Annotated in this window: 22 protein-coding genes, 1 tRNA gene and 1 pseudogene; 5 read left to right on the forward strand and 19 right to left on the reverse strand. The window is 47.5% G+C overall.

Annotated features, from left to right (window positions below; all coding sequences use genetic code 11):
• Positions 1-17 precede the first annotated feature (17 nt).
• The 10 genes from O3681_RS05230 to sdhC all read right to left on the reverse strand — a co-directional run bounded on the left by O3681_RS05230 (position 18) and on the right by sdhC (position 11,407).
• Positions 18-305, reverse strand: a complete 288-nt coding sequence (locus O3681_RS05230) for a hypothetical protein (protein ID WP_004519272.1) — start codon at positions 303-305, stop codon at positions 18-20.
• A gap of 124 nt (positions 306-429) precedes the next feature.
• On the reverse strand, positions 430-1,863 hold the full coding sequence (lpdA, locus tag O3681_RS05235; RefSeq protein ID WP_002217382.1) for a dihydrolipoyl dehydrogenase: 1,434 nt from the start codon (positions 1,861-1,863) through the stop codon (positions 430-432).
• 259 nt (positions 1,864-2,122) lie between these two features.
• Entirely contained in the window at positions 2,123-3,304 is a 1,182-nt protein-coding gene (gene odhB, locus O3681_RS05240; RefSeq protein WP_371459444.1) for a 2-oxoglutarate dehydrogenase complex dihydrolipoyllysine-residue succinyltransferase, read from the reverse strand.
• Between the two features lie 99 nt (positions 3,305-3,403).
• The gene (locus tag O3681_RS05245) at positions 3,404-6,232 is read right to left on the reverse strand and encodes a 2-oxoglutarate dehydrogenase E1 component (protein WP_371459445.1); all 2,829 of its coding nucleotides are present in this window, start codon (positions 6,230-6,232) and stop codon (positions 3,404-3,406) included.
• 209 nt (positions 6,233-6,441) lie between these two features.
• On the reverse strand, positions 6,442-7,725 hold the full coding sequence (gltA, locus tag O3681_RS05250) for a citrate synthase (RefSeq protein ID WP_003686103.1): 1,284 nt from the start codon (positions 7,723-7,725) through the stop codon (positions 6,442-6,444).
• A 124-nt stretch (positions 7,726-7,849) separates the two neighbouring features.
• Entirely contained in the window at positions 7,850-8,098 is a 249-nt protein-coding gene (locus O3681_RS05255; RefSeq protein ID WP_003678830.1) for a succinate dehydrogenase assembly factor 2, read from the reverse strand.
• 3 nt (positions 8,099-8,101) lie between these two features.
• A complete protein-coding gene (locus O3681_RS05260) occupies positions 8,102-8,809 on the reverse strand; it encodes a succinate dehydrogenase iron-sulfur subunit (protein WP_003678833.1) in 708 nt (235 codons plus the stop codon).
• Between the two features lie 119 nt (positions 8,810-8,928).
• Positions 8,929-10,692, reverse strand: coding sequence for a succinate dehydrogenase flavoprotein subunit (sdhA, locus tag O3681_RS05265; protein WP_070491556.1), 1,764 nt, complete (start codon positions 10,690-10,692; stop codon positions 8,929-8,931).
• A gap of 2 nt (positions 10,693-10,694) precedes the next feature.
• Positions 10,695-11,036 (reverse strand): succinate dehydrogenase, hydrophobic membrane anchor protein, encoded by a 342-nt coding sequence (sdhD, locus tag O3681_RS05270; RefSeq protein WP_003678837.1) that lies wholly within the window; start codon positions 11,034-11,036, stop codon positions 10,695-10,697.
• Entirely contained in the window at positions 11,030-11,407 is a 378-nt protein-coding gene (sdhC, locus tag O3681_RS05275) for a succinate dehydrogenase, cytochrome b556 subunit (protein ID WP_003686156.1), read from the reverse strand. The genes sdhD and sdhC overlap by 7 nt, the downstream gene beginning before the upstream one ends.
• 461 nt (positions 11,408-11,868) lie before the next feature.
• Here sdhC and O3681_RS05280 point away from each other — a divergent pair, with 461 nt between their 5' ends.
• Entirely contained in the window at positions 11,869-12,252 is a 384-nt protein-coding gene (locus O3681_RS05280; RefSeq protein WP_049329785.1) for a YkvA family protein, read from the forward strand.
• 83 nt (positions 12,253-12,335) lie between these two features.
• On the opposite strand, the gene O3681_RS05285 is transcribed toward O3681_RS05280, so the two are convergent.
• The 4 genes from O3681_RS05285 to dapF form a co-directional block, all read right to left on the reverse strand.
• Positions 12,336-12,836 (reverse strand): membrane lipoprotein lipid attachment site-containing protein, encoded by a 501-nt coding sequence (locus tag O3681_RS05285; RefSeq protein ID WP_371440888.1) that lies wholly within the window; start codon positions 12,834-12,836, stop codon positions 12,336-12,338.
• Between the two features lie 154 nt (positions 12,837-12,990).
• Complete coding sequence (gene cysK / locus O3681_RS05290) at positions 12,991-13,923, reverse strand: cysteine synthase A (protein WP_107723629.1); 933 nt, start codon at positions 13,921-13,923, stop codon at positions 12,991-12,993.
• Between the two features lie 106 nt (positions 13,924-14,029).
• Complete coding sequence (locus O3681_RS05295) at positions 14,030-14,632, reverse strand: hypothetical protein (protein WP_107723630.1); 603 nt, start codon at positions 14,630-14,632, stop codon at positions 14,030-14,032.
• A complete protein-coding gene (gene dapF / locus O3681_RS05300; RefSeq protein WP_107723631.1) occupies positions 14,629-15,480 on the reverse strand; it encodes a diaminopimelate epimerase in 852 nt (283 codons plus the stop codon). The genes O3681_RS05295 and dapF overlap by 4 nt, the downstream gene beginning before the upstream one ends.
• Before the next feature lie 180 nt (positions 15,481-15,660).
• Here dapF and O3681_RS05305 point away from each other — a divergent pair, with 180 nt between their 5' ends.
• Positions 15,661-16,152 (forward strand): NemA protein, encoded by a 492-nt coding sequence (locus O3681_RS05305; RefSeq protein ID WP_371459446.1) that lies wholly within the window; start codon positions 15,661-15,663, stop codon positions 16,150-16,152.
• A gap of 139 nt (positions 16,153-16,291) precedes the next feature.
• Positions 16,292-16,367: transfer RNA gene (locus tag O3681_RS05310), tRNA-Asn, on the forward strand.
• Between the two features lie 261 nt (positions 16,368-16,628).
• Here the strand turns inward: O3681_RS05310 and O3681_RS05315 are convergent.
• A complete protein-coding gene (locus O3681_RS05315) occupies positions 16,629-17,195 on the reverse strand; it encodes a hypothetical protein (protein ID WP_371459447.1) in 567 nt (188 codons plus the stop codon).
• 25 nt (positions 17,196-17,220) lie between these two features.
• Here O3681_RS05315 and O3681_RS05320 point away from each other — a divergent pair.
• Positions 17,221-17,283, forward strand: a pseudogene (locus tag O3681_RS05320) (transposase); the annotation flags it as partial.
• A gap of 253 nt (positions 17,284-17,536) precedes the next feature.
• Here the strand turns inward: O3681_RS05320 and O3681_RS05325 are convergent.
• The gene (locus tag O3681_RS05325; protein WP_003678854.1) at positions 17,537-17,872 is read right to left on the reverse strand and encodes a YbaB/EbfC family nucleoid-associated protein; all 336 of its coding nucleotides are present in this window, start codon (positions 17,870-17,872) and stop codon (positions 17,537-17,539) included.
• Between the two features lie 90 nt (positions 17,873-17,962).
• Positions 17,963-19,966 (reverse strand): DNA polymerase III subunit gamma/tau, encoded by a 2,004-nt coding sequence (dnaX, locus tag O3681_RS05330; RefSeq protein WP_371459448.1) that lies wholly within the window; start codon positions 19,964-19,966, stop codon positions 17,963-17,965.
• Positions 19,967-20,164: 198 nt separating this feature from the next.
• On the opposite strand from dnaX, the gene O3681_RS05335 reads away from it, so the two are divergent.
• Positions 20,165-20,878 (forward strand): aldose epimerase, encoded by a 714-nt coding sequence (locus O3681_RS05335; RefSeq protein WP_371459449.1) that lies wholly within the window; start codon positions 20,165-20,167, stop codon positions 20,876-20,878.
• Between the two features lie 57 nt (positions 20,879-20,935).
• On the opposite strand, the gene mltB is transcribed toward O3681_RS05335, so the two are convergent.
• Positions 20,936-22,015, reverse strand: a complete 1,080-nt coding sequence (mltB, locus tag O3681_RS05340) for a lytic murein transglycosylase B (RefSeq protein WP_371459450.1) — start codon at positions 22,013-22,015, stop codon at positions 20,936-20,938.
• A gap of 209 nt (positions 22,016-22,224) precedes the next feature.
• The gene (gene rplI / locus O3681_RS05345; RefSeq protein WP_371459451.1) at positions 22,225-22,677 is read right to left on the reverse strand and encodes a 50S ribosomal protein L9; all 453 of its coding nucleotides are present in this window, start codon (positions 22,675-22,677) and stop codon (positions 22,225-22,227) included.
• Positions 22,678-22,683: the final 6 nt, after the last annotated feature.

Consider the following 22,683-nt stretch of genomic DNA (forward strand, 5'->3'; position numbering starts at 1 on the left):
ATTTTCAGACGGCCTTACTATTTACTGAAGGGCAACCACATCCGCGCCAGCAGATACATGGTTGCGCCGCCTCCCCCGAGAATAAAAAAGACGATGCCTTTTTTACGCGAATTCGGGCAGAGCAGATAAACGGCAAGGCTGAAACTGATAAACAACAATGCCACGCGCCAAACCAATTCTTTATCTTTGAAACGGTTGAGCGTATAAGTTTCGGTCATCATCACATACATTTGCCACAATGCGGCCATACACATGCTGATGATGCCCATCGGTATAAAGAAAATACCGACTATTTCTTTGTTCATAATGAATGTAAATGCTGTTTGTTTGCCTGACGAAATTATAAATCAGAAAACGAAGCTCTCGGAACATTCAATTTGTCGGAGGCCTTAAGGCCGTCTGAAAAGTTTCAGACGGCCTTAATGTCTATCAACCGTGCAAAGCGCGTTTGTCGGCTGCCAATGCAGCTTCGTGAACCACTTCGGACAAGGTTGGGTGGGCATGGATAATGCGGGCGATGTCTTCGCTGCTGGCGAAGAATTCGAGCGCAGTCACGCCTTCAGTAACCAATTCGCTGACAACCGGGCCGATCATGTGTACGCCCAAGATGCGGTCGGTTTTGGCATCTGCCAATACTTTGACCGTACCTTTGGCTTTGCCCATGGCCAATGCGCGACCGTTTGCGCCGAAACCTGAAGTACCTTTTTTGTACTCCACGCCTTCGGCTTTGAGTTGCTCTTCGGTTTTACCCACCCAAGCGATTTCAGGGTCGGTGTAAATCACGAACGGTACGTTGTTGAAGTCGATATGCGGTTTTTGACCGGCAATGCGCTCTGCAACGGCAACGCCTTCATCGCTGGCTTTGTGTGCCAACATCGGGCCGCGAACCACGTCACCGATTGCCCATACGTTAGGCAGATTGGTACGGCATTCGCCATCTACTTTGATAAAGCCACGTTCGTCTTTTTCCAAGCCTACGGCTTCGGCGTTCAGGCCTTTGGTGTTTGGAATACGGCCGATGGCAACGATCAGTTTGTCGAATACTTCGGTTTTGGCTTCGCCGGCAGCAGTTTCGTAAGCAACGGAAACGCCTTTGCCTTCAGATTTGATGTCGCCGATTTTCACGCCCAATTCGATGCTCAAACCTTGCTCTTTAGTGAAGTATTTGAAGGCTTCTTTGGCGATTTGTTGGTCTGCGGCAGCCAAGAAGGTCGGCGCAGCTTCAAGAATGGTAACTTCCGCACCCACGCGGTTCCATACGGAACCCATTTCCAAACCAATCACGCCAGAACCGATCACGCCGAGTTTGGCAGGTACTTCGGTCAGGTTCAATGCGCCTTCGTTGTCCAATACGTTCACATTATCGATAGCGACTTGTGGCAGCGGACGCGGTACGGAACCGGTGGCTACGATTACGTGTTTGGCTTCAATAACGGTTTTCTCGCCTTTGTTATCGACTTCGATTTGGTAAGCATCGCCATTTTTACCGGCAAAAGAAGCAGTACCAAACAGGCTGGTTACTTTGTTTTTTTGGAACAGGAATTTCACGCCGCCGGTCAGTTTGGTCACGATGGCATCTTTGCGCTCAATCATTTTGGCCGCGTCGAATTTTACGTCGCCGACAGTGATACCATGTTCGGCAAAATCGTGTTGCGCAGCGTGGAAATGTTCGCTGGATTGCAACAGGGCTTTAGAAGGGATACAACCTACGTTCAAGCAAGTACCACCCAATGCAGGGGCATTGCCTGCTTTGTTAACGCCTGCATCGACGCAAGCGGTTTTGAAACCCAGTTGCGCGGCACGGATGGCGGCAACGTATCCGCCCGGGCCTGCACCAATCACTACTACATCATATTGAGACATCGTGTCATCCTTTGCTTTTGGCAGTATCTCAAAATAAAAACGATACTTTTTGTTTCTTTTTTATTTTGAATGACTGCGTTTTGATGGTTTTAAGAAAAGGCCGTCTGAAAGTCCATATCTGTCGATTCATTCGAATCAAATGTTTCAGACGGCCTCAATCGTTCGTTGAGCCTATTGTAGCACGATACTACATTACGCTACATCTAAATAAAAATTCAGACGGCCTTTTCATTAATAAATAAAAGGCCGTCTGAAACGATTACAGATCCAACAACAGGCGAGCTGGGTCTTCCAACGCGTCTTTAATGGCTACCAAGGTCAATACAGCTTCACGGCCGTCGATGATACGGTGGTCGTAAGACAGAGCCAGATACATCATTGGACGGACAACAACTTGACCGTTTTCAACCACAGCGCGCTCTTTAGTGGCGTGCATACCCAAAATCGCAGATTGAGGCGGGTTGATGATCGGGGTAGACATCATAGAGCCGAAAGTACCGCCGTTAGTAATACTGAATGTACCACCGGTCAGATCTTCGATGGCGATTTTGCCATCTTTAGCTTTTTTCGCGTAATCAACAATTGCTTGTTCGATGTCGGCAATGCTCATTTGGTCGGCATCGCGCAGGATTGGTACAACCAAACCGCGTGGGCTGCCAATTGCGATACCGATGTCGAAGTAGCCGTGGTACACGATGTCTTTGCCGTCAACAGAAGCATTCACAACCGGGTATTTTTTCAGGGCGGCAACAGCGGCTTTAACGAAGAAGGACATAAAGCCCAGTTTTACGCCGTGTTCTTTCTCGAATTTTTCTTTGTACTTCGCACGCAAGTCCATGATTGGTTTCATGTTGACTTCGTTGAATGTAGTCAGAATGGCGTTTTCTTGTTGAGAAGCCAAGAGGCGTTCTGCAACACGGGCACGCAGGCGGCTCATTGGTACGCGTTCTTCAGGACGTGCGCCTGCAGGAAGTGCAACAGCAGGGGCAACGGCTGCGGCAGGTTTGGCAGCGGCATTTTGTACGTCTTCTTTCAATACGCGACCGTCACGGCCGGAACCTTGCAATGCGTTCACGTCAACACCGGTCTCGGCAGCCAGTTTGGCGGCGGCAGGCATAGCGGCGTTGTTTTGTGCAGCAGCAGGAGCGGCAGCTGGGGCTGCTTCGGCAGGAGCGGCTGCAGGTGCTTCAGCAGCGGCAGTAGCAGCTGTATCGATACGGGCCAAAACTTGGTCGGCAACAACGGTTTCACCGTCTTGCGCTACGATTTCAACCAATACGCCGGCTTGTGGAGAAGGTACTTCCAAAACCACTTTGTCAGTTTCGATATCGATCAGGATTTCGTCACGGGCAACTGCTTCGCCAACTTTTTTCTTCCATTCCAAGAGCGTGCCTTCAGATACGCTTTCAGACAGCATAGGTACTTTTACATCAATAATCATTTTGTGTCTCCAATGGCCCTTTCAGACGGCCTGTTGTGTGTTTTTAATTCTGCATATGGGCATTCCGCCTGAGCAGACTCAGACGGAATGCTACTTGGTTTACAATGCCAAAGCGTCTTCAACCAATTGTTTCAATTGAGCAATGTGTTTGCTTGAGTAGCCCACTGCAGGCGATGCGCTGCTTGGACGACCGGCATAAGACAGTTTTTGCTCTTCGCTGATAACGTCTTCGATGCGGTGGCGGATTTGGTAGAACGCGCCTTGGTTTTTCGGCTCTTCTTGTGCCCAAACCACAGATTTTGCGTTCGGATATTTCGCCAGTTCAGCTTTAACCTCTTCGTATGGGAACGGATACAGCTGCTCAACGCGGACGATAGCAACATCATCTTCCAGTTTACGCTCGGCACGGCCAGCTTCCAAGTCATAGTAAACCTGACCGGCACACAATACCACGCGTTTCACGCTGTCGTTGCTTGCGCGTTCGGCGGTATCGCCGATAACCGGACGGAAAGTCGAACCTTCGGTGAAGTTTTCCAGCGGGCTCATTGCACCTTTGAAGCGCAACAGGCGTTTGGACATGAAAATCACCAGCGGTTTGCGGTATGAACCCAAGACTTGGCGTTGCAAGAGGTGGAACATTTGCGACGCTTCAGACGGCATGATGACTTGCATATTGTTCTCAGAACACAGTTGCAACCAACGTTCCACGCGTGCAGAAGAGTGCTCAGGGCCTTGACCGTCGTAGCCGTGCGGCAGGATGGTGGTCAGGCCGCACAAACGACCCCACTTGGTTTCGCCTGAAGACAGGAATTGGTCAATAGTCACTTGCGCGCCGTTGGCGAAGTCACCGAATTGAGCTTCCCAAATGGTCAGCTTGTCAGGTGCTGAGCAGGCAAAGCCGTACTCGAACGCCATCACGGCTTCTTCGTTCAAGATAGAGTCGATAACCAGGAACTCGCCCAAGCCTTCGCCCATGTTGCGCAGAGGAACATAAGTACCGTCGTCCCATTTTTCGCGTTTTTGATCGTGCAGAACGGCATGACGGTGTGAGAATGTACCGCGGCCGGAGTCCTCACCGGAGATACGCACGCCATGACCTTTGGTCAACAGGCTTGCGTATGCGAGGGTTTCGGCCATACCCCAGTCGATGGCTTGTTTGCCGGATGCCATTGCTTTACGCGCTTCAATCACACGTTTTGCAGTCGGATGCAGGGCAAAGCCTTCTGGTACGGCGGTAAACTTCTCGGTAAGGCGCTCAATATCCGCGGCAGGCAAACCGGTTTCGATGTGTTCGCGCCAATCTTTACCTTGATATTTACTCCAGTCGATTTGTGTGCGTTGGAAGTTGCTCAAAGTTGTTTGTTCAACATGTTCGCCTTTGTCCAAAGCATCACGGTAGGCTTGGATGTAACCGTCAGCCTCAGCTTGAGTTACCACGCCTTCGGCAATCAGTTGCTCGGTGTACAAAGCACGCGCACCTGGGTGTTGCGATACTTTTTTGTACATCATCGGTTGGGTCAAGGTCGGATCATCGCCCTCGTTGTGGCCCCATTTACGGTAGCAGACAACGTCGACCACGATGTCTTTATGGAATTTTTTGCGGTAATCCAAAGCGGCTTGAATGGCAAAGCAAACGCGTTCAGGATCATCGCCATTCACATGGATAACCGGAGCGGAAACCATTTTCGCAATATCGGTACAGTATACGGTTGAACGGGTATCGCGGGTATCGGAAGTCGTAAAGCCGATTTGGTTGTTGATCACGATGTGAACAGTACCGCCGGTGGTATAACCGCGTGTTTTAGACAGGTTGAATGTCGCTTGGTTAACACCCAAACCGATAAATGCAGAGTCACCGTGAATCAATACCGGCAAAACTTTATCGCGACCGTTTTCGCCCAAACGTTTTTGTTTGGCGCGCGCAGAACCTTCCACTACTGGGTTAACAATTTCCAAGTGTGACGGGTTGAATGCCAAAGAAACGTGCATTGGGCCGTGTGGAGTAGCAATGTCGGAGCTGAAGCCCATGTGGTATTTCACGTCGCCGCTAGGCAATTTGATTTCGGCACGGCCTTCAAATTCAGCAAACAGATCAGCCGGTTTTTTACCCAAAATGTTAACCAAAACATTCAGACGGCCACGGTGTGCCATACCAATGATGACTTCTTCCACGCCGTCTTTACCGGCATTTTGAATCAGGTAGTTCAAACCGGCAATCGCGCTTTCGCCGCCTTCTACACCAAAGCGTTTTTGACCGACATATTTGGTATGCAGGTAGCGTTCCAGAGTTTCGGCAGCAGTCATTTCTTTCAAGATACGGCGTTTTTGTTCAACGTTGTAGCTTGGCGTAGACAGTACGCTTTCAAAATAATTGCGAACCCAGCGGCGCTCTTCGGTATTTGGAATGTAGATGTACTCTACCGCAATATGGCCGCAGTAGGTTTGTTTGAGGTTGCTGATGATTTGGGACAGAGGCAGTTTGCTCTGACCGGAAAAATCGCCCTCGCCCATATTGAACTGAAGCGCCATATCGGCATCTGACAGACCGTGGAATTTAGGATCGAGAGCTTCGATATTTTGAGGAGGGATACGTTTGAGCGGATCAAGTTGGGCTGCACCCACGCCTTGGATACGATAGGCAGAAATCAGTCGCAAAACGCTGACTTGCTTTTTCATCATTGCCTCATCCACACCGCCTGCGACGGCTGCGGCACTTTTCTTTTTAGCCAAAGTGGCAAATGATTCACGAATCGGTGTATGGGCAACATCGACAGCGACTGCGCCCGGCTGTTTACTCAAATCGGTAAAGTACTGTTTCCATTTTTCATCGACAGATTCCGGATTATCCAGAAACTTTTCATACAACTCCTCGATGTATGGCGCATTAGAACCAAACAGATAAGAGAAATTGAGTTTTTCGTCCATCATGGCGTGAGCTCTTTTCTTTAAAATATAAACAAAGGGTAGAATCCCGTGTTCTCCGAACGGAATTCAGGCCGTCTGAAATGACACTTTATTCTACCCTATTTCAAATCAAATTACCTGCTATCAACTTAATTAATTACGACCAACCTCATTGAAAACGGCAATTCGATTTTTTCAAACGACTTTTCAACAATATATTAATGTATTGTCTATTAGCGTTTATCTACCGGAACGTAATCGCGACGTTCTGCACCGGTATACAGTTGACGTGGGCGACCGATTTTCAGTGCCGGATCGCTAATCATTTCATGCCAATGAGAAATCCAACCTACACTGCGCGACAATGCGAAGATAACGGTAAACATTTCAGTTGGAATGCCCAATGCGGACAAGACGATACCGGAGTAGAAATCGACGTTTGGATACAGCTTGCGCTCAACAAAGAATGGATCTTTCAGTGCAATTTGTTCCAATTCCATCGCCAGCTTGAATTTAGGACTGTCTTCCAAGCCCAATTCTTTCAAGACTTCATAACAGGTTTCGCGCATGATGTTGGCTCGTGGGTCCATATTGCGGTATACGCGGTGACCGAAGCCCATCAGACGGTATTTGCGTTGTTTCACACCTTCCATGTATGCAGCAACATTAGACACATCGCCGATTTCGTCCAGCATCTTCAACACAGCTTCATTTGCACCGCCGTGTGAAGCACCCCACAGACAGGCGATACCGGCAGCGATACAGGCAAATGGATTCGCACCAGAAGAGCCGGCCAAACGTACAGTCGAAGTAGAGGCGTTTTGCTCGTGGTCGGCATGCAAAATAAAGATGCGGTCGAGCGCGCGGGCCAATACTGGATTAGGTTTGTATTCTTCACACGGTGTGGCAAACATCATGTGCAAGAAGTTTTCAGCATAGGAAAGGTTATTTTTTGGATAATTGAACGGCAAACCGTTGGAATAACGGTAACACATTGCCGCAATGGTCGGAATTTTGGAGATTAAGCGGTAAATCGCAATTTTGCGGTGTTCAGGATTAGCAATATCCAAGCTGTCTTGGTAGAAAGCAGACAAAGCGCCAACCACGCCAACCATCATCGCCATCGGATGCGCATCGCGACGGAAACCGCGGAAGAACCAAGTCAGCTGTTCATGCAGCATAGTATGGCGACTGACTGTAGCATCAAATTCTTTTTTCTGTTCGGGCGTAGGCAGCTCGCCGTAGATCAACAGGTAGCAAACTTCCAAGTAATCAGATTTTTCGGCCAGCTGCTCGATAGGATAACCACGGTAATACAACAGACCTTCATCGCCATCAATATAAGTGATTTTGGATTCGCAACTTGCGGTTGACACGAATCCGGGGTCGAAGGAAAACAGACCTGTATTTTTAGTCAAAGTACGAATATCAACCACATCATGGCCGATACTTGCTTCCAATACTGGCAGTTCCAAGGTCTCTTGATTTGGGGTGGTGAGCTTGACTGATTTAGACATTCTTAAACTCCTTTGTAAGTTGGGGCTTTCGTTGCCGCTCAAGCGGCACGGTCCTTTTTTTCAGACGGTCTCAGTATGGAAAGAGCTTGTTCGGATTGGCATCGCAAACAAGCTCTATAACACGTCATGCCTGTCTGATTTTTTCAAGCATGGGAATCAGGTGTTTCTTGTCCGTTGCCGAATGTCCGTTAATCAAGGCAAGCAACTCTTGGTCTTGAAATTCGAGGATTTCGGAAAATTCGGACAACTCCTGATCACTCAGGTGCTCGAATTCTTTTTCCATAAACCTACCGAAGATTAAGTCTAATTCCAACAATCCCCGGCGGGTTTGAAAACGGATTTTCCGTTTGGCAATATCGTCAAAAACCATCATTTCTTAAACGGCTCGTTTCAACATAATCTCTTTAATCTTACCGATGGCTCGGGTCGGATTCAAGTGTTTAGGACATACGTCTACGCAGTTCATAATGGTGTGGCAACGGAACAAACGGTATGGGTCGTTCAGATTATCCAAACGCTCATTAGTGATGGTATCACGGCTATCCGCAATGAAACGGTAAGCATTCAGCAAGCCAGACGGACCAACGAATTTATCAGGATTCCACCAGAATGACGGGCAGGCAGTCGAACAGCAGGCGCACAAAATACACTCGTACAAACCGTCCAACTCTTTACGCTCTTCCTGAGTTTGCAGACGCTCTTTGTCCGCATCGATAGGGTTGTCGTTTACAACGTAAGGTTTGATTGAGTGATATTGTTTGAAGAACTGGGTCATATCCACAATCAGGTCGCGGATAACAGGCAGACCTGGCAGAGGGCGGATTTTAACCGGCTGTTTCAGGCTACGCAGATCGGTCAGACATGCCAAGCCGTTTTTACCGTTGATGTTCATACCGTCAGAACCGCAAATACCTTCGCGGCAAGAACGGCGGAACGACAATGTATCGTCTTGTGCTTTCAGGCGCACTAAAGCATCCAAAAGTTTAACGTCGGTTGGTTCCAATTCCAACTCGTAACGTTGCATATAAGGTTTGGCATCAACGTCCGGGTTGTAACGGTAAATTTCAAAACTCATTTTTTCCATGAGAAGTGTTCCTTTTCTCATAAACTGCCCAATGATTTTGTATTATGAATTCAAGCAGTTCAATGTGGGTATGGTTAGGTTTCAGACGGCCTTTAAGATAAAGGCCGTCTGAAAACTCATCAATAAACGCGTTTAGCCGGTTTGATGTATTCCACGCTCAAAGGCTTGGTATGTACCGGTTTGTAAGACAAAGTATTGGTATCTGAATGATACAGGGTATGTTTCATCCAGTTTTCGTCATCGCGCTCAGGATGGTCGTCTGAAGCGTGTGCACCACGCGATTCTTTACGTGCTTCGGCAGACACCAAAGTCGCTTTCGCTACTTCAATCAGATTATCCAATTCCAAAGCTTCGATACGCGCGGTATTCCATACTTTGCTCTTATCTTTGATTTCAGTACGTTTCACACGCTCGGCAATCGCCATGATTTCTCGAACGCCTTTGCTCAGAATCTCATCGGTACGGAACACGCCGGCATGCAGTTGTACAGAGCGTTGCAGTTCGCGACGCAATGCATCAACGTTTTCGCCACCGGTTTGGTTGTCCAAACGCTCGATACGTTGGCGGGTCAATTCACCGGCATTAGCAGGCAGAGGTTTCCAGTCGCTTTGCTCTTTGATGAATTTAATCATGCTGTCGCCGGCAGCTTTACCGAATACCACCAAGTCCAACAGGGAGTTGGTACCTAAGCGGTTCGCACCGTGTACGGAAGCACAGGCGCACTCACCTGCGGCATACAGGCCTTTTACAGGCACTTCGTATTCGTCGCCTTGAGGAACGACAACTTCGCCATGATAATTGGTCGGAATACCGCCCATCATGTAGTGGGTTGTCGGCACGACAGGAATCGGGTCTTTAATTGGGTCGATACCAGCAAACTGAATGGAAATCTCGCGGATACCCGGCAGTTTTTCCATAATTTTTTCTGCACCGATATGGTCGATTTTCAGCAATACGTGGTCTTTGTTTTTACCACAACCGCGACCTTCGTAAATTTCCATCGCCATCGCACGGGAAACCACGTCACGGGAAGCCAAGTCTTTTACGGTTGGAGCGTAACGTTCCATAAAGCGTTCGCCATCGGCATTCAACAGAATACCACCCTCACCACGTACACCCTCAGTAATCAATACACCGGCACCGGCTACGCCGGTCGGGTGGAATTGCCAGAATTCCATATCTTCCAACGGAATACCTGCACGGGCACAAATACCCAAACCATCACCGGTATTCATATAGGCATTGGTAGAAGAAGCATAAATACGGCCGCCACCACCGGTAGCAAACATCACAGCTTTAGCGTGGAAAATATAAACTTCGCCGGTTTCCATTTCCATGGCAGTTACACCGACTACGTCACCATTTTCATCACGAATCAAATCTTGCGCCGTCCATTCCACAAAGAATTGTGTATTGGCACGGACGTTTTGTTGGTACAAAGTATGCAACATCGCATGGCCGGTACGGTCGGCAACTGCACATGCACGTTCTACCGCACGTTTACCGTGTTCGGCAGTATGGCCACCGAAAGGACGTTGGTAGATTTTGCCACTTTCCACACGGTCAAAAGGCATACCCATGTGTTCCAACTCAATTACGGCTTCAGGCGCTGCGCGACACATAAACTCAATCGCATCTTGGTCGCCCAACCAGTCAGAACCTTTCACGGTATCGTACATATGCCAATCCCAACGGTCTTCTTGCACATTACCCAATGAAGCAGAAATACCACCTTGAGCCGCCACAGTATGAGAACGGGTTGGGAACACTTTAGACAAAACAGCACAATTCAAACCAGATTTAGACAATTGGAGGGCTGCGCGTAAACCTGCACCACCACCGCCAACAATCACGGCATCAAACTTGCGAACAGGAAAACCCATATTTACCCCCAAATTACTTTAACTGAATACACCAAGCAGCCTACCAACCAAACGATGGTGGCAACTTGTAAAAACAAACGCAGGCCGAAAGGCTTAATGTAGTCCATCCACAAATCGCGGATACCTACCCATGCATGCAGGAATACGGCCAAGAAGCTCACTTGAGTAAATACTTTCACCCAAGTTTGATCAAAAAATGCCTGCCATGCCGAATACTCTTTAGGCAACGTAAACAAAACAACCAAAAGAACCACGGTGTACACCAACATGATGACCGCAGTTGCACGTTGCATTGCCCAATCGCGCAAACCGTAATGCGCACCTGTCAATTTACGTTCTACCATAACAAAGCTCCCAAAACGACGGTCAGAATCAAAGCAGAAGCAAATACAACTTTAGCAGTAGCACGGGCAGTATTTAATTCCAAGCCTTTGTGTACATCCAAAAACAGAAAGCGGATACCGGCGAAAAAGTGGTGCAGATATGCCCACAACAGACCGATAAGGATCAGCTTCACAAACGGATTGGAGATAGCAGAACGATATGCTTCAAACGACGCTTCGCGATCCAGCGTTCCGGAGAAGAAATACAAGAGAACAGGCAGCATCACAAACAAGCCGACGCCGCTGATACGGTGAAGAATAGATACAATCCCCGGTATGGGCAATCGGATATTCGGAATTTCCAAAAATACCGGGCGTGATTTGGCGGACATGGTCAGTTCCTCTAGATTTATTATCAGCTCAAAACCTATAGCTCAGCACTACAATAAGCTACATAAACCATAATTTACCTGTTTTATCTCATTTTGAACAGTGCAATTTATGAATGCTCTAATGATTTTTACCAAAAGACTAATAAAATCAAACAATCATTCTTAGATTTTTTTTTGTGTGGCTAGCCTTTTTTGTTACTTTCCTGCAATTAAGCCATCTCCCCATCAAAGCACTTACGATAACATCATTATTGTTTGAGAATTGTATCTATTGTGAGATAAATTCTCACTCTTGATACCTAATCTTTACAAAGGCATAAGCCATTCTTAACTTATTACCATTGCATTATCATCACTACTCTTACATAGTTATACATTCAAAGACATTTCATCCGCCCCAAATAGACTAAAATACGACGTAACACCAACCATGTTTCCATACCTTATAAGGAAGCTGCATCATGACACACTCCCCTCATCAAAACACACCCGATCCGGAAGACTACATCCCCTCCTTCCGCCGTCGAAACTTAGACACATCCGGCTTCATGAAAAAACTCGGACGCTTTGCCGGTCGCTTGGGTAAACCTGTCGTCCGCCAGCTTTATGCGCTTTATTATCTCTGGGAATCCGAACATACACCCAAACGTGCAAAAATGATTATTGTCGGCGCACTGGTTTACTTCCTCAGTCCTATTGACAGCATTCCCGACCTTCTGATTCCATTTGGCTTCAGCGATGACATTGCCGTCATTGCGCTGGTTTATTCTCAGATGAAAAACTATCTGACCGAAGATATTCAAGAAAAAGCCCGTCAAGCGGCTGACAAGCTGTTTGGTTCTTAATTGGATAAAGTCCGACTACACATATATAAATACAAAAAGAAGGCCGTCTGAATATTCAGACGGCCTTCTCAGTTTATGACTTTTTATTTCAAAGGCTGCATACCCATAACTTCCATCAGGAAGTTGGTAAACGCAGGATTGCTTGGTTTGGTATCCATGTTTTTCCAACGCTGTTGCCAACCGCGCAAAGCACCTTGGATGTACTGTTTGGATTGCTCGGTAGTAATTTCACCACGTTGGCTGTCAACGGCAGAACGCAGATAAACTTCGTACATACTGTCATCGACAGAGTTGCGTCCCACTTGTTGGATACGGAAGCGGTTCAAATATTGTGCAGCCTGAACTTTGGTCAGACTACCTTGGCTCACTTGGGTACTCAAGCGACGTGCTTCATCATGAATCTTGGAAACATCTGCCCAATGCGAAGGAGCTAAATGATAACCGGTAGCTGAAACTTGTGAATCAGCCTTAGGTTTCTTAACGTTGGTTGGTCGAACTGGCACTTCTTTCAATGTTGGAACATAAATCGATTCACAACCGGCAAGTGCCGCCACAGCAAAGATAGGAAGAATGTATTTTTTCATAATGCGCATTATAAGCATGATTCGTTGAAGAAACCAACTTTTGAATAATGGTATTCAAAGCTCATTAACTGAATTACAACAGATTTCATACGATATCTCAAGCCCATACGCAAAAAAGGCCGTCTGAAAACGGCCTTTTAACAACAATCCTATATTATGCCAAATCGGCAAACAGAGGCGTAGAAAGATAGCGTTCGCCATATGATGGCAACAAGACAACGATCAACTTACCTTCGTTTTCAGGTTTTTTAGCCAGTTGCAATGCGCTCCATACTGCGGCACCTGAAGAAATACCTACCAAAATGCCTTCTTTTTCAGCCATAGCGCGCGCAGTTTCAAACGCTGCCTCGTTAGGTACTTTGGAAATGCTGTCGTAAACAGTCGTATTCAAAACGCTGGGGATAAAGCCTGCACCCAAACCTTGAATCGGATGCGGACCTTTCTCGCCACCGCTCAATACTGGGGAAGCTTCAGGCTCGACAGCCACGATTTGAACTTCGGGTTTGTATTTTTTCAATACTTCGCCCACACCGGTAATCGTACCGCCTGTACCTACACCGGCCACGAAAATATCTACTTTACCGTCTGTATCGCGCCAAATTTCTTCGGCAGTGGTTTTGCGGTGAACTTCAGGATTAGCCTCGTTATCAAATTGGCGCGGCATAAAGTAAGTATCTGGATGTTCGTCCACCAAAGACTGGGCTTTAGCAATAGCGCCCGCCATACCTTCGGCAGCAGGTGTCAAAATTAGCTCTGCACCGAATGCACGCAGCAGCATTTTGCGTTCTTTACTCATGCTTTCAGGCATAGTAATCGCCAATTTATAACCGCGGGCCGCACACACCATGGCCAAACCGATACCGGTATTGCCACTGGTTGCCTCGACGATAACGGTATCTTTATTGATTTTACCGGCTTGCTCGGCCGCTTCAATCATAGATTCGGCAATACGGTCTTTCACGCTGCTGCCCGGATTGAAAAATTCAAGTTTAACGGCGATTTGCGCTTTTAAACCTTCGGTCAGGCGGTTCAGTTTCACCAGAGGTGTGTTGCCGATCAGCTCGGTAATATTATTTGCAATTTTCATTTCCTGCTCCTGATTTAGATGTAATACAGCCTGCATATTAAACTCAGGCCGTCTGAAAAACCAATATCGAAAATTTCTTTCTTTATAACTTTTGGTTCAAGCGCGGTCAATATCCACTGCGCTCAAAAATCAATGTAACGGCAACTACAGCCTGCATCACGACGGCAACCATCCAACCTGCCCACATCTGCCGCATACTGAAAAGAGAGGCAGACTGCTTGCAAACAACCACACGGTGCAGATAAAACACCAGCATCAGGACGCCCTGCAATGCAAACCAATAAATGGGTTTCAAAGCATAAATTTTCAGTAAGGCCGCCCATGCAAAAACCGCGCCAGCCAGCGGCAAGATGAAATAAACCACGCCTGCCAAGAAAACAAAAGCCAAAGTCATGACGACATTGGAAACCGCAAATAAGGTTAAACCGGCATATTCGCCTGCCGACCAAAACTTTTTGTCTTCCGTTTTACTACAGTCATCGATAAAGAAGAAAATACTGGCGATTGTCAGATAAAAATGAGGGATGAACAAAGGGCCTGTATGCGTAAAGCCCCACATTCCGGGCAACAAGCGTGCACCCAATGCCGAAACCCCCAGCCACAACAACACCGTAGCCCAAAGCCATTGAAACCGCTGTGCGCGAAAAATAAATGCCAACGATACCGCAGCATACGCGACGGCAAACCAAAAATCCAAAGAAACCATCATGAATACTGCAACTCGCCTTCAAAAACGGTTTCAGCAGGGCCGGTCATTTGCACATCGCCACCTTCTTCCCAACTGATAAACAATTCGCCGCCAGGCAGAGTAACACGCACAGGCGCACCCGCTTTCAGCAAGCCATTGCGCACGCCTGCCACCACTGCCGCACACGCTCCAGTGCCGCAAGCCTGAGTTTCCCCCACCCCGCGTTCAAACACGCGCAGGCGGACTGACAATTCATCTTCAACCTGCAAAAAGCCGACATTGACCCGTTCAGGAAACTGCCCGTGCGATTCAATAGCGCCGCCCCAATGCTCCACCGGTGCGGTTTCAACATTATCAACCAAAATCACCGCATGCGGATTACCCATATTCACGCAGCTTACCGGTACAGACTCCAAACCGACTAAGACAATATGTGTCAACGCATCTTCCGTTTCACCATGCGCAGGCACAAACGGAATTTCAGACGGCATGAAACGCGGTTTACCCATGTTGACAGTAACCAAACCGTTATCCAACAGCTTCGGCACAATAATCCCTTTGGCCGTTTCGACTAAAATTTCCGTTTTATCCGTCAAACCCTTATCCGCGACAAAACGCGCAAAACAACGCGCTCCATTGCCACACTGCTCTACTTCCTGACCATCGGCATTGAAAATGCGGTACCGAAAATCGACCGCATCAGAAGAAGGCTTCTCCACTACCAAAAACTGATCAAAACCCACGCCGCGATAGCGGTCTGCCCATTGGGTAAGCGGCGCAGCCAACGGATCAAAGTCCTGCTCGATGGCATTGACCACCATAAAATCATTGCCCAAGCCGTGCATCTTCGTAAATTTCAAAGTTTTCATTATTCATTCACATTCTTATTAAATCATTATTTCGGCACATTCTACACCAGAATGATATATTCGTTTCTATCTTGTTCTTCAGACGGCATTGCGCCCTTTTACCAATACTAACACCAGCCACCCCGCAAAAATACTATACTTCTCACATTACAAACATTTCTTATTACAAGGATACACATTATGAAAAAAGTTCTCTTACCTGCCCTTTTGGCCGCTTCACTCAGCGCATGTACAGTCGGCACGCCAGGTGTTTCCGTCGGTTTAGGCGTCGGCACCAGCATCGGCCGCCATGTCGGCTTGGGTACATCCATCAACATCCCTGTCGGCTTGGATAAAACCAAAACCACCAAAGGCACGGATTCAGACGGCATCCGTATCTCAGAAGAACAAATCGTGACCTATTTCGATGCACACGGCACACCCAGCAACAGCGCAGTCAAAGGCGGCTTCCATCGCCAACTGATCAGCAAACGCAACAACGAATACGTTGTCCAAGACTTTTACAGCGACAACAGCCAAAAACGCACGGACCCCTACGTCCTCAGCCGCAACCAACTGATGCAGTTCCTCGCCACGCCAAGCAACGGCTCGCTGACCACTTACGCCTACAACGGTACAGTGATGCAGCAGCAAGTATTCCAAAACGGCAAATTGGTTACCGCCAAATACTAAAGGCCGTCTGAAACGGCTGGGAAGCATGTGAAACTTGATTACAAAATATTTTTAACATTCAAACATTTGAAATATTTTGCACCATTTTCTTGAAAATACTGATTGACACATTTTTTCCAGCCATTATAATACGCCCCATTCCCCGATAGCTCAGTCGGTAGAGCGACGGACTGTTAATCCGCAGGTCCCTGGTTCGAGCCCAGGTCGGGGAGCCAAATTTCAAAAGCCTGAACTGCTGTTCAGGCTTTTTTACATCAATAAGGAACGATTGTTCTTTCCCAAAGAAAGCCCATGAATCCTCATGAGACCTTTGCCAAGGTCTCTATCCGCCAAACTGGCAACCTTACGCCCTACCCGCTTCGTCTGGCGAACAAGTGCAAACAGCCCGAAACCTTTTTTCAGTCAGGTTTCGGGCTGTTTCGTTTTTTGAATGAACGGCATCTTTTCAGACGGCCTTGTCCATCAAATTTGGCACATCATTTCACACACGGATTATCTAAAACGACCGAGACATTGCGTTCGGCTTTGTTTATATACGTCATGTGGACTTTCTTGCCTTTGAACTCTGCCTCGACGGCGGATTCCAGCGTGGCAACATCTTGGGGGAAGCCGAATTTTTTGTCGTTTGCAGCAATGAATTTGACCGGTTTTTCATGGAACAGCGAGTAGAAAGACACGCCTTTATTATCTGCGGTCACGGCGCATTGTGTTTTGCTGTCGGTGGCGATGACGGAGGAAAGCGTATGGGGCTTGTGGGTACGGTCGGCGAAGGTGGTGTAGGAATCATACGACCCGAAGCTGGTTCTTAATGCAAAGGTATTGCCAAGCCATTTATGGCTTGTCCTGTCTTCGGGAAGATTTTTTTCGATGGCTTTTTTGCCTGCAAAGAAAGAGCATTCTTGGGTTTTGTGGTTGCAGACTTTTTTAATGCTGAACTGCTTATCCGGAGAAGTAAGGATGGTTTCGGCGGCAAAGCTGTTTGCGCTTGCTGCGGCGAGCATACAGCTTAGAAGAAGTGAGCGGATGGGAAGGGACGGTTTCATTTTGTTTGGTGTGTCGGTTGGTTTTTATAGTGGATTAAATTTAAATCAGGACAAGGCGACGAAGCCGCAGACAGTACAGATAGTACGGAACCGATTCACTTGGTGCTTCAGCACCTTAGAGAATCGTTCTCTTTGAGCTAAGGCGAGGCAACGCCGTACTGGTTTAAAGTTAATCCACTATAATATTGATTGAGTGGGTTTGAATGCAATAAACACTCAATATACCTTCGGCGGAATGACCGTAGATATGTTGATTTTAATCTGCAAAACAGATAGTACAAAGGCCGTCTGAAACTGATTTTTGGCGTTTCAGACGGCCTTTGTTTGCTTTGCAGCGGGGGTTAGCGGAAGAAATCGCCCATGCCTGCCGGCAGGCCTTGGGTAAATGCACCCATGGTTTTGTTGGTTGTTTCCTCGGCTTTTTCAGAAGCGGCATTGATGGCGGCCAATACCAAATCTTCCAGCATTTCTTTGTCGTCAGCGGCTTCTTGAATTAAATCAGGGCTGATTTCAAGTTTGCGAACAACGTGCGAACACGTCATCACAACTTTCACTAAACCATTGCCTGCTTCACCTTCAACTTCGGTTTCAGCCAGCTTGGCCTGTGCCTTTTTCATGTTTTCCTGCATTTGTTGAGCCTGCTTCATCAGGCCGCCTAATCCGGCTTTTCCGAACATGTTTTACTCCTATGGGTTTGAATAAATGGGTTTCACTCATGCCGTCTGAAAAACGCTATTGCCTGTCAGACGGCCTTGTATGTCAGTATTTTAAGAATGCCCTGCCAACTCTAAAGAATCCGGCAGCCATTGCGCTTCAAAGGTTTGCAAGATTGTCTGCGCCGTTGTATCCGCTTCCAGCAAATCTTGCGCCTGCTGCCGCCCTTCTTCTTGAATACGGTTGCGGCGCATCACCGGCGTTTCCCAGCCTTTATCATCCTGCCAAGGCTCGGTTTGCAGCCTTAAATTGCCAAGATGGTATGCCTCGCTCAACGTCTGGCAGATTTTGTCCAAGCGCTCTTTATTGGCAGTGGCTTTGGCTTCATCCGTCAACGACAGCATGATTAAACCTGCTTCCGCATCATAACTCGTCCATGCCGCATTTTGCGCCAACATCTGCGCCGCGCCTAATTTACGGGCGAAGCGTTCGATAATGCTGTGCCAATTCTCTGTTTTAAACTCAGGCAAAGGAGCGAATTGAAGCTCTTCTTCATCTCCTTCCTCTTCTTCAGGCTCAGCAGACGCAACCGGCTGAGGCACTTCCATCACATCAGAACGGTGTGAATCTTCATATGTATATGCTTCATCAAAAAACGGGGGCGGAATTTCCTCATCCATATGCGGATATGCTTCCGGTTCAGGGGCCGTCTGAACTTTTGCAACAGGCAATGGCTCCGCTGCTTCTTGTATCTGTACCGTTTGAGTTTGAGGCGGCTCAGCCGACACTAGGCTCGGCATGTCTTCCCAAGGCGGTACATCCGCCTCTTGTTGCTGAATAGGCTGAACGGTTTCTTCAGACGGCCTTTCAACGATATCCTGTTTGCTCGGAACAGCCCCTTTCTCAACCGCCGGTGCTGCTATCGGCTCAGATTTCGGCAGCTGAAAAGGCTTTTTTTCGGCCTCAGCTTTCTGATGGTCGGAATGCAAATCCGTGTGTTCAATCTGACTTTGCGTATCGCAACCCGAAGCGGCCAACGGCGCAAATGCAAGCATGCGCAAAAGCGTCATGACAAAACCGGCATACTCGTCCGGAGCCAGCGGCAAATCCTGTTTACCATGAATAGCACATTGATAATAAAGCTGAATCTGCTCGCCACTCAAAGCCTGACTTAATCGCAGCAAAGTTTCACGTTCAGGGTCGTCATTCGCCAAGGCGGAAGGAATGGTTTGAATCAAAGCCAAACGTTGCAACAGCATGGCCAATTCTGCCAATGCGCTGTCAAAACCAATCGCTCTGGCAGACATTTCCTGAGCCTTTTCCAGCAAGGCTTCCCCGTTTTGATTGATGATTCCTTCAAGCAATTCAAACAAGTATTGTTTATCGACCGCTCCGATCATCTGACGGACATCTTGTTCGGCCACTTTACCCGAACCCATGGCAATCGCCTGATCCAAAAGGCTCAACGCATCGCGCATCGAACCGGCGGCGGCACGTCCTAAAAGCTGCAAAGCCTGCGGCTGATAAGGGACGTTTTCACAGTCCAATACATGCGCCAAATGCTCGGCAACCTGCTGCGTTGTCATGTTGCGCAAAACAAACTGCAGACAGCGGCTCAATACGGTAATGGGGACTTTGTGCGGATCGGTGGTCGCCAAAATAAATTTAACGTGCTCAGGCGGCTCTTCCAAAGTCTTCAGCATGGCATTGAACGCGCTTTTGGAAAGCATATGCACTTCGTCGATGATATAGACTTTGTATTTACCCGCTGTCGGCGCGTATTGGGCGTTTTCCAACACTTCGCGGATATTATCGATACCGGTATTCGATGCCGCGTCGATTTCCAATAAATCCACATAACGGCCGCTGTCAATTTGCGTACAGCTTTCACACTGACCGCATGGCTCGCCATGCACGGCATTTTCGCAGTTCAAGCTCTTGGCCAAAATCCTGGCAATCGTGGTCTTACCCACACCGCGCGTCCCTGTCAGCAGATAGGCATGGTGCAGACGGCCTTCGTCCAGCGCGTTGCGCAGGGCTTTGACGACGTGTTCCTGACCGACCAAATCGGCAAAGGTTTTCGGACGCCATTTTCGTGCAAGAACTTGATAAGCCATGTTGTTTCTCTACGGGAAATAAATCGGAAGGCCGTCTGAAAAGAATGATCCGCTCTTCAGACGACCTCAGAAAATGGCATATATTCTAGCATTTTTTTGATTTTTATTAAGGATTTTCTATCAAGCCCACAGCGACAGCATGTCATCTCAATGTTAGAATGCTACATAAATGATAAACAATTTAAAGCTTAAATCATTATGTCTGAAATCATACTACGCAACCAATCAGCCACTATGAAAGTTAATACAATGGGCGGATATATTGATTCTCTGATTCTGAAAGGACGGGAAGTCTTATTTCCGAAAACCAGCGTCCAAGTCGCCAATGACACAAAATTACGCGGTGGCATGCACGTTTGCTTACCCCAATTCGGACCGGACAGCAAAAATCATCTGGCCCAACATGGTTTCGGCAGAACTTCAGACTGGGAAATCCGCCATCAAAATGAATCGGATATCGGCTTAAAATTAATCAGCACAGAAAAAGGCTATGAACACGTCGAATGGTTGCTTGATTACAGCCTGCCTAACGAAAATGAAGCCATCGCCATCCTAACTGTCTGCAATTACGGCGAATCGCCCGTCCGCACTTCCCCGGGATTCCACCCCTACTTTACCGCCGCCGGCACACAATTTGATTTCAACGGCGCGCCATACGATGCCGACTATATCTCCCATACCGAATTTGTTTCCTCCGACCAGGATGCACACGTTGCATTTGACGGTTTGAAACTGGATATCCGCACCCACAATCTGCCTGTGTATGCTCTTTGGAGCGATCGAAACGGCCAATATACTTGTACAGAGCCAACCGCAGAAGGCAATGCGTTTTTATCTCCTGCAAGAGGCGGACAATTTGTTTCAGGGCACAGCAAAAAACGTTACGCCATGAAAATCAGACTGATGGCTTAACCCCCTTACAAATCCTCAATATTTAAAAACCACCCCGAAGGGTGGTTTTCTTATGGCTTACAGGCCATTGTTATTGATTGCATTCGCAATATCGCGTACCGCTGTTACATACATGCGACTGTGGTTGTATTGCCATACGGTGTAGAAGTTATTCAGACCCAAATAGTATTCAAATACGCCCGGGCTGGTTTCCAAAGCATACAATACAGCCTTTTCATTATCGGCAACAGCAGCTTGAGGCATGACACCCAAGGCTTTGAAATCTGCGACAGTACGCGTCAAGGCAGTTTTCTCATCAATAATCGCCTGCAAGTGCGGAGTAATCGTCAGACTTACCGGCACAACCATCTTACCGCCGGGCTGCCAGCCATGCTGTTTCATATAATTGGCGACAGAAGCCGCGACATCGCCGACATTATTCCAAATATCGCGATGACCATCACCATCATAGTCTACCGCCCATTTACGGTAGCTTGAAGGCATAAATTGCGGCATACCCATCGCACCGGCATAGCTGCCTTTGAAGTCAAAGATATTTTCTTTTTCTTCTTTTGCCATCTGCAAAAGTTCGCTCAACTCGTTTTGGAAGAACTCAGCACGGCGTGGATAATCAAAGGCCAATGTACTCAAGGCATCGGCAACACGGAAGCTGCCCGTATTTTTGCCATAATTGGTTTCGATACCGAGAATCGCCACAATCAATTCGGCAGGTACGCCGTATTTGCGTGCCACATCATCGATTACGGCACGGTTTGCCTCATAGAATTGTCTGCCGCCGTTAAATTTGGCTGCACCAGAGTTACCAATGCGGAATTCATACCAAGGACGCGAAGTGCTTGGGCGGTACATAATGGTAATAATGTTGCCTTTATACACCACGCCATTAAAGAAATTACGCAATTCTTCCGCACTGAAACGGCGGTTTTTCACTTCATATTGGATAAACTGCTGAACATTGACGTTCTCATTAAAACCGCTGCTGGCAACAGATTCAGCCGCAGCATCAAATACAGGACGCTTTACAGAGGAAACAGGCTCAACCGGTTTTGCCGTATCAACAGCAGGCTTTTTCGGTGTACTACATGAAGCCAGAGCCAAAGCAGCCAGACCCATCCCAAAGATTTTGATTTTATTCATAAATAATCTCTTTATTAAATACTATGATAAATCCGAATACGAAAGAATATTCGTCCAACACATCATCTCTCTATGCCAACTGCCATACTTTTTAATCAGTCAAAAAATATAGACAACTCGACACCTATTTGCTTCGGCTCAAGCACATAGACAAGGCCGTCTGAAATCCAAGGAATCCCTTGATTTTCAGACGGCCTTGAATGAATCAATTACTCAGCGGCTGCAACAACAGCAACGGTAATTTTAGCAACAGCGTCAGTGTGCAGAGCCACTTCAACTTCGTATTCGCCAACAGCTTTCAATGGGCCATTAGGCAGACGTACGTTTGCTTTAGCAGCTTGGATACCAGCAGCAACAATCGCTTCAGCGATGTCAGCATTAGTAACAGAACCGAACAGACGACCATCAACACCGGCTTTTTGAGCAACAGTAATGGTTTGGCCTTCCAGTTTTTCTTGACGTGCTTTAGCATCAGCCAAGATTTCAGCTTGTTTTGCTTCCAATTCAACGCGGCGTGCTTCGAATTCTTTCATGTTGGCTTCGGTTGCACGTTTTGCTTTACCGGCAGGGATCAGGAAGTTGCGGGCGTAACCGTTTTTAACGGTAACGATGTCACCCAAGTTACCCAAACCGCCGATTTTTTCTAACAGAATAATTTGCATGATTTA

The organism is Neisseria sp. 27098_8_158 (genome assembly GCF_041433145.1).
GTDB lineage: Bacteria > Pseudomonadota > Gammaproteobacteria > Burkholderiales > Neisseriaceae > Neisseria > Neisseria subflava_E.